Consider the following 12767-nt stretch of genomic DNA (forward strand, 5'->3'; position numbering starts at 1 on the left):
GAGGAATAAAACAAGGAAATATGACCGGTTGCCTGTAGAAAAAATGGGCTGGGGCCATAAGTAACATTGTTTTTATGAAGCTTTAAATATAGATTTCATACAGCCTATAACATTTACTTTTAATACTATACATATATAAAAGCAAAAAAATGACGAAAAAGAGGTTTGAACTATAAACATTAGGGAATATATGCCGATAATAGATATAGATAGGTATCCGCTTGGGGTAGGAGGAATTAGATGCTTACAATCATCTTGACTGGAATTATTGTTACCATTTTCTTTGGCATCCTGTTAAAATATTTTTTCACGAAACGTAAACAACATAATATTTTCTATAAGGAAATTTTTTCAACTGTTTATTCACCTATTATCATTAAGGCCCAGCATATAAAAAAAACATATGGTTTCTTTGAAAATCAACCCTATGTAATAAGGGAACATCGTATAAAGCAATCAAATAAAGTGACAGATTCCATTTGCCTAGCCGATGAAATAATGAAACAGTTAGAGGGAAATGAACAGTATATGTCAAAGAAGATGCTGGAACTATATTTTGGTATACATAGTAAAAATAAAGAATATCACGAATTGGAAACCTCAAATTTGAACGCAAGCCACAAGGATTTTTTACTGGCTAAACTTGAATATGAAATCAATACCCAAAAGTTAATTTTGATGAACGCCTTTTTTAAAGAGATGGAGCAAACTGCTGAGAACGCGGATCTTCTTTACCCAGAGCTAAAGGATATGTTACAATTCTATTCCCATTTTACAAACCATATTTTGCTGAATGAATTAATCTTGGCTCTTCCAACATCCACATCTAAAAAAGGTGTTTCCATACATAACTAAAATGTGAGGCTGCTGATGAATCTTGCAGCCTCACAATAATGGTTAGTATTATCATTCGTAAGTTATTAGTTTATCGAATATATCCAGAGTTGTCCCTGGATAAACACCTCTTCTTGGTATCTCCAACATATTATCACCTGGAGAAGCCATGCCATCTTTTATAGTGAAGGCCATATCAGTATCCAGTTCTTTCAGGATTTCTAAAGTGGATTTGTTATATTCCCCATATGGGTAAGCAAATGCACTAGAATCGCCGATGGTTTCATAGCCAGACTGAATGTCAGCCTTTACATCTTCATATTCCTTTGAAATCAAATATGATACCCCATTGTCATCGAGTTTATGGAATTCATCGGCGTGCCCGTGATAACTAAAAACATCTAAGCTTTTATTAATATCTTTAACGCTTAAAAATTGCGCGTCAGCAGGATCATAATCACGAGGATTTCGGTCTATTCCTCCTGTGATCAGGAAGATTGATGCGTTGAAATTATGTTTCTTTAAGACAGGATACGCATTAATATAATTATCCTTAAAGCCATCATCAAAAGTAATCAGGACACTTTTAGTTGGTATCGCAATGTCTTCTTTCATATAGGCCTGGAATTCGGGCAATGTCAGCGTTTTGAATCCCTTATCTTTCAAATATTGCATTTGCGCTTCGAAATCATATAAAGTGACGATTGTACCATGAAGATTTCCATCTTCATCATAGTGATTTTTAACAAGATCCTTATTATCGATGACTCTGTGGTACATCAAGACAGTAATTTTTTCTGCCTTATCGTTTTCTTTAACTTTAAAATCCCTTACATTAACGGTGTTTTCAATATCTAATGGTCTATCCACCCTTAAACTGAATTTAGCATGGGCAATTGTATCGAAATTATTTGTAAAATAGCCGGCTAATAATGTGAAGTGCCCTATAAAAACAATTAGGAATATAAGATTTACATTTTTCTTCAAAACTGAAACAATCCTCCTCAGCCCGCACTCTTTTTATGTTCATTCAGATCAATTACTTTTCCGTTATCCTGTATATCTTCATCATAGGTTTGATGTTGGCCGCCTACCCGCTTCACCTTATTCCAACTGTTCTTGTTTATAAAATAACCGACAGTACCAAAAGTATTGAATAAAACGCCTAAAAAACGGTATGTGACAATTTCGAATGGAACAAAGAATACAATCCGTATTTTGTCAATCCTTGAGAATGCATATCCAAATCGATTGGTAATAATCATGGCCACTAAACTTTGGAAAACCCCGAGGCTGAAAGAAAAAGCAAATAACATAAGCGCTAATATAGCCCCCTCACCCATAATCAGCATTACGAAAGGAATAATTAAGGTCGGGAATGCTGTTAATGTTCCAAGCATTAATGCATCCACAATCAAAAACAGTGAGATGCCTGGACCGAATTTTGTAAGCAGCGAAGGTCCGTATGTAATGATGCAGTCGATAAATGCTTTTTGCCAACGAATCCGTTGTTTGAATAAGTCTCTGAATGTCTCGGGACCTTCTGTGAAACATACAGCTTCAGGTATGAAAAGGATTTTTTTATAAGGATAATTTGTCTTAATCAGACGTTGTATCCTCATCGTAATGTCCATGTCTTCTCCAACAGTAATGCGATATCCTCCCACTTCAAATAATGCGTCTCGCTTAAAGACACCAAACGCTCCTGAAATAATGGCTAAAGCTTTGAATTTTGTCTGTGTAATTTTATAAAGATAAAAATTAACTAAGTATTGCAAGAATTGAAATCGTAGTAGGTGGGATATATTAAATTTCGGCTTTGGATTTGTATAATCGCCATAGAAAGCTTGTCCAATATGAACCATTCCGCCTGCTGCAATAACACTATTATCCTTAAATGCAGAATTAATGATCTGCAATGATTTTACATCCAGTCCGCTGTCAGCATCCAAGGTAATGATTGTTTCATATCCAGCAAACTCAATTCCAGCATTTAAAGAATCAGCTTTACCGCCATTTTCTTTATCAATGATAAAGATGGACGGATATAATGTAGACTGGTAAATTCCTTTGATAGGTTTATGAGAAATCTGTGCGGCTTTCTCCTTTTCAACCCTCTTTAAGTCCAGCATGGAAATAAGCAATTCCATAGTATGATCCGTCGAACCATCATTAATGATAAATGCCTCATATTTTTTGTAATCGACATGCAGGATTGCCTGAATACAATTCTTGATAACCGTTTCCTCATTGTAAGCAGGTATAAGGATGGATATACCATCTTCCGGTTCACGCACTATTCTACTCCGTTCCCTATTTACACTAAAAAGAGGGACAATGATATAGAGAATTTGGAATGCAAAAAAGATAACATACAAAATAAGTGTAAAAATTAGTCCAATTGTTAAATCCATTTAAATCCTCCTTATCAATAGATATGTATGATAAAAGCTCATCTAAAACTATTATCTTAAAAATAAAAGTACCTATTGAAAGTAAAAAGCCTTGTCTTCTAAAGGCTTGTTACACATAGGTACTCATTTTAGATGAGATGCCATAACCCTTATAGCTAATTTGAGCTATTCCTGTTTCTATAACTGTGTAAGATTATCTTTTTAGTGAATTTCATCTAAATAGGACATTGTTTCTTACTCGAGGGGAAAAAGCAGGTGTGTAGTTCGAATTACATAATTATAAAAATATAGTAATTTTCTGACAAGCTTAGGTTCCATGATAATGATTCTTGTTACCTAAAGTCAATGTGCGAAAAGACATAATATACTACCATTCGACATCACTTTTTTTTAAAAATAGGTCAAATCTGCTAAAAAGACAGGATAAAAGAATCAATTATAGTGTAGGTATTTTTTCAATCCATAGTAATATAGCTCTATATGCTTAGTTCTAAAGTATTGTTTTTATATTAATTTAAAATATTTTTTAATTTAAAAATTAAATATGTGGTTTTCACTGCTAAACTGACTAATAAAATGATATCGGCTCTACTTAAAGGGACGTCCATATTACACGATCAATAAAGTGTTTAACTGCATGTTTTTACAAAATTTTCAAAGCAAGCACCAAGCCTTACAGTGGAGGAGCTTAATGATAATCTGCTTAAAGAAAACGGGTTGCTAGTACTAACGTTAAGCTTTGGTATATTGCGACAATACGTAGTAAAAAAGATACTTAAACATAGAACAGAAAAAGATCCATATGCAATCCATTTTTGAGTAGATACATTCATTTTGTAGTTATTTCATTTAATGACTTTCATATTGCCGAACGACAAAATTGATTGAACGTATGTCAATTCGGTATTTAAACAATCCCTTGTACGCAAAATTAAGCTGGGGTGATTATGTAGATTTATTTTCATGAAATTTCCGAGGAAATGTTAAATAGATTACCACTCTTAGTAGAGATCAACTTTGAAGAAGAAGTTAATACTTTATAACCTTAGATTGATAAAATTTCTGTAAACCCCTCGGTGTTCAAGAATGAATCTAATGATTGTATCATCAACCTAACAAGTAAGAATAAAACCCCTTAATAAATATTAACTAAAGGGCTTTTCCTTGCGGATGAATAGATTTTGATTCATTCTACGGCCGCACTGTATTGCTATTTTTGCGCACGTACAATTCGGTAACTCATCGCGTCACGATATTGAAGCACAAACGTTTCATGCTGTTCCATTAAATCAAATATTGCTTCAGGAACCTCCTCTGATGGATGAAACTCTGTCAAAGGCTCATGATCATCATAAAAGGATGGCAACGTTCTAATTTGCACGTCCGCAAACCCGGCCTTTTTCATAGCGTCTCTCCATCTATCTTCGTTCCACATCTGTTGAAATCCATAAAACTGTCCAATCTGTTTTTGTTCTATTTCAGAAAGCGGTCCTTGCATGGTCAGTTCAATGGCATACAAAACACCACCAGGCTTTAATACTCTTAGCATTTCTCTAAGAACAGGCTCTATTTCAACAAAGGATAGAACGGATTCAGCCAGAACATAATGAGTGGATTGATTCTTCATTGGAATAGCTTCCAACGAGGCTTCTACTGTCTGTATAGGTAATTGCAATTGCAAAAACCTGTTCTTTGCTTTCTGAATCATGAGTGGGTGGGCATCGAGCGCTATAATGTTTGCATGATAGGTATTATATAAATAAGCACTGGTTTGTCCCGTACCACAGCCCGCATCAAGAATGACGGTGTCTTGATTAATAGGCTCATCCTTCAGCATAATTTCTGTTGCCCTTAGCCCTCCCGGATGAGCTCCTCCAATTCCAAGCTTAGATAATAAATCCATATACGTAAATGTGGTCATCATCCACCTCTGTCAGTGTTTTACACATTGTATGCCTCTTCTTTTTTTTGGTTCTTGGCTTAGCATTGGATTTTTTATTGGAATTTTAGGTAAACAAACAGTCAAGTTGTCCATCTATCAATACAATACAAAGAAGACATTATTTGAAAGGGGCATCAGGTAAATGAACTATTACAACCTATGCAATAAACATATTGGTCGAAATGTGCGCATAACTGACCGTCATAATCGTGTTCATGCCGGGACAATCACAAGAGTCACTAGAAGCCATGTATGGATTAAGCCACATGGCGGACAGAATGGCTATGGCTATTGGGGCTGGGGCGGAGGAGGCTGGGGCTATCCGGTTGGACTTGGCCTTATTACCGGCTTTGCTCTAGGAGCTTTATTTTTCTAAAAAAGAAGGCCTCGTATATTCATTACGAGGCCATTTTTATTATCTTGCTAATTGGATAAACACTACTTTTAAGTAATTACCTTCTGGGTATTCATTGATCGTTCTAAAATCATCCGGTAATGAAAATTCTTCAACAATTTTATATTTCTGATGCATTTCCTTACATGCACTGTCGATAAAAGATTTGAATTTATCCATTCCAAACAGGCTGCAATTTGTTGAAGCAACAATCAGACCACCTTTTTCAGTGATTGCGATTGATTCCTTCAGCAGATTTGTATAATCCTTTGCTGCACTGAAGGTGAATTTCTTGGACTTTGCAAAGCTTGGCGGGTCGAGAATAACCATATCAAACTTTAGCTCTTTTCTGCGTGCATATTTAAAATACTTAAATACATCCTCTACGATGATATCCTGTGCTTCATAATCAATTCCATTTACACTGAACTGTTCAATCGTTTTCGCCCGGCTTCTATTGGCAAGATCCACACTGGTCGTCTTTTTCGCTCCACCTAATGACGCAAACACAGAAAATGCTCCCGTATAAGAAAACATATTTACAACTGTCTTTCCTTTAGCATAGTGGTCCCGGATTGTTTTGCGTACATCACGCTGATCTAAGAAAACACCTACCATAGCACCATCATTCAGATTGACTGCAAAATGCACGCCATTTTCCTTTACGATGATTGGAAACTCACCTTCTTGCCCTTCAACAAAATCATCATCTTCAATGTATTTTCCTTTTGTATCGAAACGTTTTTTTTCATAGATTCCTTTAAAATCTGTTAATCTGCGTAAAGACTCTAAAACATATCTTTTAAATGAGTAGATCCCTTGGCTATACCATTGAATGACAAAATATCCATCATAAAAATCAATAATGAGACCGCCAATTCCGTCACCCTCACTATTGAACACACGGAAAGCTGTTGTATCTTCTTGTTGGAAATAGTGCGCTCGCTTATCCAGAGCCTTTCGAATTTTTTCATCAAAGAACGCTTGGTTAATAGATTCATTTTCCTGTCTTGTTAATACCCAGCCATATCCTTTATTCTGCTTTCCAAAATATCCTTTGGCAATAAAGCGACCTGAATCATCAACAAGCTTAAGAATTTGACCTTCCTCCTGCAGTTTTTGAGGAGACACAATAGCCTCCTTTAAAATAAGCGGAAATCCATTTCTTAATTTTTTGCTATCTCTTGGTTTTACTTCACAAATTATTTCCTTATTACTTGAACTCATCTATATTTCACATACTCTCTTTTAATCTTTTCTACTTACAGTATATCGAAAACTGCCTTCCTCTCAAAACTAATACTAAGTAAAATGAAGGATTTTCCGCTATCTCCATCAAATACTTTATGTTACATTCACAGGAAGGAGGGAATTACATGAAGGTTAAATTACTTACTCTTCTCATTTTAGTAATGAGTATTATCTATATTTTTTTCATTCCAGCTGAGCCGTTTGGAATCAAATTGCTATTCAAGCTCATTCCAATGTGGTTAATTATCTACTTTGCCTATCTTCAAAAACCTGCTGAAGGACACAAAAATAAAGGACTCATCCTTACCGGACTGTTTTTTTGTATGCTCGGTGATGGGCTGCTTCACTGGTTTATAATTGGGCTAAGCTTCTTTCTGATCGGACATATCATTTATATCGCAGGCTTTCTAAGGAGATGGAATTTCTCTAAAATTCGCCTTTTATCCATTTTTCCGCTCCTTGCATTTGACCTGATCATAGGCAATAAACTTATAAATGCCCTTCAAGAGACGGGAAATGATGGATTAATTATTCCTGTTGTTATCTATATTGGCGCTATTTCTTTTATGGCATGGGCAGCCTTCATGACGGGGAATTTATATGCGGTAATCGGCAGCTTGCTCTTCGTCATTTCTGACACTATATTATCATGGAATATGTTTATATCTGATGTTCCATACTCGCATTTTTTAATCATGTCAACTTATTATGCTGCTCAATACACAATAGCCTCCAGTATTAGCAAGACATCTGGTCTGACCACTCCTTTACGTATAAAGCCGTTAAGGGGATAATTTCTGCGCAATACTGTAACTTTCAAACCTATTAAAAAAAGCAGATTCGCACGAATCTGCTTTTTTCTAATTTATATTTATATAACTAGAGAACCAAGCCTACAATAATACCGGATAATACACTTACAAGCGTAGCTCCAAAGAGTAATTTTAAGCCAAAACGCGCTACCACATTTCCTTGCTTTTCATGTAGACCTTTCACTGCACCGGATATAATTCCGATTGAGGAGAAGTTTGCAAAGGAAACAAGGAATACAGAGATAATTCCCAGTGTACGTTCACTAAATGTATCTGCTATTTCTGTCAGGCTAATCATCGCAACAAACTCATTAGTTACTAGTTTAGTAGCCATAATTCCACCTGCGGATACTGCTTCCGACCATGGTACACCCATTATGAAGGCAAATGGTGCAAAGATATATCCAAGTATTTGTTGGAAGGATACACCAATAGTCATATCAAACAAGGCATCTATACACGCCATTAACGCCACGAAACCAATTAGCATGGCTCCTACGGTAACTGCGACTTTAAAGCCATCCATGATATATTCACCAATCATCTCGAAAAAGGTTTGTTTTTCTTCCTCTTCTGCTACAACGAGAATATCTTCTTTATCATCAACTTCATAAGGATTGATCAGTGAAGCAATAATAAATCCACCAAATAGATTGACCACTAAAGCGGTTACGACATATTTAGGATCGATCATTGTCATATATGCGCCGACAATCGACATTGAAACTGTAGACATAGCCGATGCACATAAAGTATATAAACGGTGAGGCGGTAATTGCCCCAATTGTTTTTTCACCGTTATGAATACCTCTGATTGTCCGACCATAGCTGAGGCAACTGCATTGTATGATTCAAGTTTACCCATTCCGTTCACTTTACTTAACAGAAGGCCAATTCCCTTCATAATAAAAGGAAGTATTTTAAAGTGCTGTAATATTCCGATTAATACCGATATAAAAACAATTGGCAATAGTACTGTAAGGAAAAATGGTGCTTCTCCTTCATTTGCCATTCCGCCAAACACAAATGATACCCCTGCTTCTGCAAATTTCAGTAAATATCCAAATACGGTGGCAATCCCTTGGATTAAAACAAAGCCGAATTTAGTATTTAATAATAAAGCTGCTAACGCAATTTGAATAACAACCATTATCCCAATATATTTATACTTGATTTGTTTCCTGTTTGAACTCACTAACAAAGCCAACCCTACCACTGCAAGTAACCCGATGATTGAAATTAAATATTTCATAATTCCTCCACTAAGATGTTTAGATTATTTTACGTGTACACCTTAACTAAAAAACCCATTCTACTTTACAGAATCCGGCTCCAATACTACCTGTTTAGAGATTGGAGCCGGAAACGCTCTTGGTTAATGATTTAAATTATCCCGTTCAACTATTGGCCGGCGGTACCCCACCGAAGCATTAGTTTCACTTTATTTCCCCATGTCCGTCGATTTAAAAAATCCTGGCAGTAATTCTGCAATTGAAGTCTCCAACAGATCACCCTTCAAGTTGGATAGATAGACTTTTGTATTGTTATCACTAAACTCAGCTATTACTTGTCGGCAAGCTCCACATGGTGAAACCGGACCTTCCGTATCGGCAACAATAGCAATTGCCTCTACTTTTGGTTCACCTTCTGAAACAGCTTTAAATATGGCTGTGCGTTCAGCGCAATTTGTCAGGCCGTATGATGCATTTTCGATATTACATCCACGGAAAACATGTCCACTTGTAGTTAAGACAGCTGCTCCCACCTTAAATTTAGAATAAGGTGTATATGCCTGTTTACGTGCTTCGATTGCTTCTTGAATTAAACTGTTTTTATCCATTAGGGGGCCTCCCACAAACTTCTTCAATTAATTAATAGTCTGAATTTGCTGTTTCGCCTTTTGCAATAGAGACTCCAGAGCTTGCACCAATACGTGTAGCACCAGCTTCTGTCATCGCTTTTGCATCCTCAAGACTTCTAACGCCGCCGGAAGCTTTAACGCCGATTTCTGCTCCAACTGTTTTTCTCATTAGAGCGATGTCTTCCACTGTTGCTCCGCCTGTAGAGAATCCAGTTGATGTTTTAACAAAGTCTGTACCAGCAGAAACAGCCAGCTGACATGCTTTCTCAATTTCTTCTTTTGTTAATAGGCATGTTTCGATGATCACTTTTACTAATGCTTTACCTTTTGCTGCATCAACTACTGCTTTAATATCAGCTTCAACCTCATCATAACGGCCATCCTTCATAGCACCGATATTGATTACCATATCGACTTCGTCTGCACCATTTTCGATTGCATTAGTAGTTTCAAATGCTTTTACTTCAGGAGTATTCGCTCCAAGAGGGAAACCAATGACTGTACATACTTTTACTTCGGGTGTATCTTTTAGCATTTCTGCACATTTTTTTACCCATGTTGGATTCACACATACAGATGCAAATTTATATTCCTTTGCCTCTTCAACAATTGTCTTTACTTGTTCTTCTCTAGCATCCGCTTTTAATAACGTATGGTCGATTAAAGATGTTAATTTTGTAGTCATGTCTTAATTCCTGCCTTCCAAAAGCTTATATTAATGAATTTCTGTGTAAATTAATGTTGGAGCCTGTACTTTTTCAGTACTGATGTTGTATGCTCCGTAAATTTTTTCCAATACATTGGCAATTTCTTCTGAGTTGGAATGTACAGTTACAAGTGATTCGCCTTCCGCAACTTCATCGCCAACTTTTTTATTCAAAACAATTCCAACAGCCAAGTCAATTACAGATTCTTTCGTAGCACGGCCTGCTCCAAGCATCATGGCAGCAACACCAATTTCCTCCGCCTGAATACCAGCAACATATCCAGAAGACTTTGCAGGGACTTCAATAAGGTATTTAGCCGTTGGAAGTTTGGATGGATCATCTATCACAGATGCATCCCCGCCCTGTGAAGCAAGGAATGTTTTGAATACTTCAAGCGCTTTTCCATTATGCATAACTTCCTCAAGCATGCCACGTGCCTCTTCAGTTGTTTCAGCTTTACCAGCTAGTATGACCATATGGCTTCCCAAAGTTAAGCATAGTTCATGTAAATCAGCCGGACCTCTACCTACTAATGTGTCGATAGCTTCTTTAATTTCCAATGCATTACCAACTGCAAATCCAAGTGGCTGACTCATATCTGAAATGATAGCTTTTGTATTTCTGCCAACTCCATTCCCGATATCAACCATTGCTCTTGCTAATTCTTTTGCATCATCAAGGTTTTTCATGAATGCCCCATCGCCTGTTTTAACATCCAGGACAATAGCATCTGCTCCAGCTGCAATTTTCTTGCTCATGATGGAGCTTGCAATTAGAGGAATAGAATCAACTGTTGCTGTTACATCACGTAATGCGTATAGTTTTTTATCAGCTGGTGTTAAGTCACCGCTTTGTCCAATAACAGCAATTTTATTTTTATTTACAAGATTAATAAAATCCTCATTTGAAATTTCTACATGAAATCCTGGAACAGCTTCCAGCTTATCAATGGTTCCGCCTGTATGACCTAGACCACGTCCGGACATTTTTGCAACCGGTACTCCAAGTGCTGCTACTAAAGGTGCCAACACAAGTGTAGTTGTGTCACCAACACCACCAGTACTATGCTTGTCTACTTTTACGCCCTTTATTTGTGAAAGATCAATTTGATCTCCTGATTCAACCATTAGCTCAGTTAGGTTAACTCTTTCTTCCTGAGTCATACCTTGAAAATAAATCGCCATAGCAAATGCTGACATTTGATAATCGGGTATACTTCCATTCGTAAATCCTTCAATAACAAACTGGATTTCACTTTTATTCAACTCATGACCGTTACGTTTCTTTTCAATAACGTCAACCATTCTCATGATTTTACACCTCATTTTTGAATTATCGTAAAATAGCCACCATTACTTGGAATAACCATGTAAGTGAAAATATTGGTAGCACTTACAAAACTAACTATACCATATTAATTGAACAAAAGTAACATTAAAGTGTGAACAAATGTAAAACATTTTGTAGGTGTATCCTTATTGACCCCTTTATCCATTTTTTAACACTAAAAACCTCCTATTAGGATAAACAGGAGGTTAGAACCATATTCATATATAGGTGATATATTTATTTATCCAAAATAAACCTTGCCGTATATTGATCGGTGATTAATACATTGGCGAATTGTCCCTTTAGAGCCGCGTGAATGGAATCTACCTTTTGAGTACCGCCGGCAACCAATATCGAATATTCTTTTTCCTTCAGCTCTTCAAGGTCAATTCCCAAAGTACGTTCGTTCAATGAGTTGTTACATATATTTCCCTTTGAATCGAAAAAGCGTGAACAAATATCACCCACAGCCTTAGAATAAAGCATCTCCAAGTCTTCTTCCGTAAAATAACCAAGCTTAAAGAGCAGAGATTCTGGTTTAACCGGCCCACATGTGAATAATGCAATATTAGCTTCTTTTCCAGTTTCAATAATTCCTTTAATATGTCTGTCTGCCATCATTGCTTGTTTAACAACTACCTGGTCGACAATCGCCGGTAAAGGTAAATGCAATGGAGTAGTACGGAAAGCCTTCCCGAATAAATATAGAATTTCTGATACATAGGTATGCGTCTCGGAATGGCTGATTCCACCTTTAAGCTGCACAATCTTCACATTATTTACTGCCTTTTTCTTCAACTCCACTGCCACATGATAGAGAGTCGTTCCCCATGTCACTCCTATAATGTCATCATCCTTAACAATTGTATCAAGATATTCTGCAGCCTTTAATCCAATAGAAGTTTTGATAGTGTGATCCTCATATTGTGGTACAGGTGTTACTACTGCCTTTTTTAACTTATATTTTTCTTCAAGTTTAACCTCAAGATTCTCCAAATTTTCTTCCATATCATCTATTTTAATTTGGACAATCCCTTCTCTTTTAGCCGTTTGCAGCATACGTGACACCGTAGGCCTTGAAACACCGAGTTTTTTTGCAATTTCATTCTGTGTATAATCCAGTAAATAATAAAGTTTAGCAGCTTCTATCACTTTACTTTTTTTATCCGCTTCCATTTTGGTCCCCTAGTTTTCCACTAATTTTCACTCTTTTATTTTATTGA

Annotated in this window: 12 protein-coding genes; 3 read left to right on the plus strand and 9 right to left on the minus strand. The window is 36.4% G+C overall.

Going from position 1 to position 12767, the window contains the following annotated elements; genetic code table 11:
- The first annotated feature begins 240 nt into the window (after nucleotides 1-240).
- Nucleotides 241-855, plus strand: a complete 615-nt coding sequence (locus AC4G3O_RS13600) for a hypothetical protein (protein ID WP_066109515.1) — start codon at nucleotides 241-243, stop codon at nucleotides 853-855.
- A gap of 51 nt (nucleotides 856-906) precedes the next feature.
- Here the strand turns inward: AC4G3O_RS13600 and AC4G3O_RS13605 are convergent, their stop codons facing one another.
- The 3 genes from AC4G3O_RS13605 to AC4G3O_RS13615 all read right to left on the minus strand — a co-directional run bounded on the left by AC4G3O_RS13605 (nucleotide 907) and on the right by AC4G3O_RS13615 (nucleotide 5172).
- A complete protein-coding gene (locus tag AC4G3O_RS13605) occupies nucleotides 907-1821 on the minus strand; it encodes a polysaccharide deacetylase family protein (protein WP_066109516.1) in 915 nt (304 codons plus the stop codon).
- Between the two features lie 17 nt (nucleotides 1822-1838).
- Entirely contained in the window at nucleotides 1839-3248 is a 1410-nt protein-coding gene (locus tag AC4G3O_RS13610; protein WP_066109521.1) for a glycosyltransferase family 2 protein, read from the minus strand.
- 1210 nt (nucleotides 3249-4458) lie between these two features.
- Nucleotides 4459-5172 (minus strand): class I SAM-dependent methyltransferase, encoded by a 714-nt coding sequence (locus tag AC4G3O_RS13615; RefSeq protein WP_491136345.1) that lies wholly within the window; start codon nucleotides 5170-5172, stop codon nucleotides 4459-4461.
- Between the two features lie 160 nt (nucleotides 5173-5332).
- Here AC4G3O_RS13615 and AC4G3O_RS13620 point away from each other — a divergent pair, with 160 nt between their 5' ends.
- Nucleotides 5333-5566, plus strand: a complete 234-nt coding sequence (locus AC4G3O_RS13620; protein WP_066109526.1) for a hypothetical protein — start codon at nucleotides 5333-5335, stop codon at nucleotides 5564-5566.
- Between the two features lie 39 nt (nucleotides 5567-5605).
- On the opposite strand, the gene AC4G3O_RS13625 is transcribed toward AC4G3O_RS13620, so the two are convergent.
- Complete coding sequence (locus tag AC4G3O_RS13625; RefSeq protein WP_148630359.1) at nucleotides 5606-6811, minus strand: class I SAM-dependent rRNA methyltransferase; 1206 nt, start codon at nucleotides 6809-6811, stop codon at nucleotides 5606-5608.
- 149 nt (nucleotides 6812-6960) lie between these two features.
- Here AC4G3O_RS13625 and AC4G3O_RS13630 point away from each other — a divergent pair, with 149 nt between their 5' ends.
- A complete protein-coding gene (locus tag AC4G3O_RS13630) occupies nucleotides 6961-7629 on the plus strand; it encodes a lysoplasmalogenase (RefSeq protein WP_148630357.1) in 669 nt (222 codons plus the stop codon).
- 85 nt (nucleotides 7630-7714) lie between these two features.
- On the opposite strand, the gene AC4G3O_RS13635 is transcribed toward AC4G3O_RS13630, so the two are convergent.
- From AC4G3O_RS13635 to deoR, 5 genes are all read right to left on the minus strand, one after another.
- Nucleotides 7715-8899 (minus strand): NupC/NupG family nucleoside CNT transporter, encoded by a 1185-nt coding sequence (locus tag AC4G3O_RS13635; protein ID WP_139892053.1) that lies wholly within the window; start codon nucleotides 8897-8899, stop codon nucleotides 7715-7717.
- 189 nt (nucleotides 8900-9088) lie between these two features.
- Entirely contained in the window at nucleotides 9089-9487 is a 399-nt protein-coding gene (locus AC4G3O_RS13640) for a cytidine deaminase (RefSeq protein ID WP_066109535.1), read from the minus strand.
- 31 nt (nucleotides 9488-9518) lie between these two features.
- Nucleotides 9519-10193, minus strand: coding sequence for a deoxyribose-phosphate aldolase (gene deoC, locus AC4G3O_RS13645; protein WP_139892052.1), 675 nt, complete (start codon nucleotides 10191-10193; stop codon nucleotides 9519-9521).
- A 30-nt stretch (nucleotides 10194-10223) separates the two neighbouring features.
- On the minus strand, nucleotides 10224-11525 hold the full coding sequence (locus tag AC4G3O_RS13650; protein ID WP_491136346.1) for a pyrimidine-nucleoside phosphorylase: 1302 nt from the start codon (nucleotides 11523-11525) through the stop codon (nucleotides 10224-10226).
- Between the two features lie 256 nt (nucleotides 11526-11781).
- On the minus strand, nucleotides 11782-12720 hold the full coding sequence (deoR, locus tag AC4G3O_RS13655; protein ID WP_148630355.1) for a DNA-binding transcriptional repressor DeoR: 939 nt from the start codon (nucleotides 12718-12720) through the stop codon (nucleotides 11782-11784).
- Between the last annotated feature and the right edge of the window lie 47 nt (nucleotides 12721-12767).

The organism is Bacillus sp. z14 (2026) (assembly GCF_058313575.1).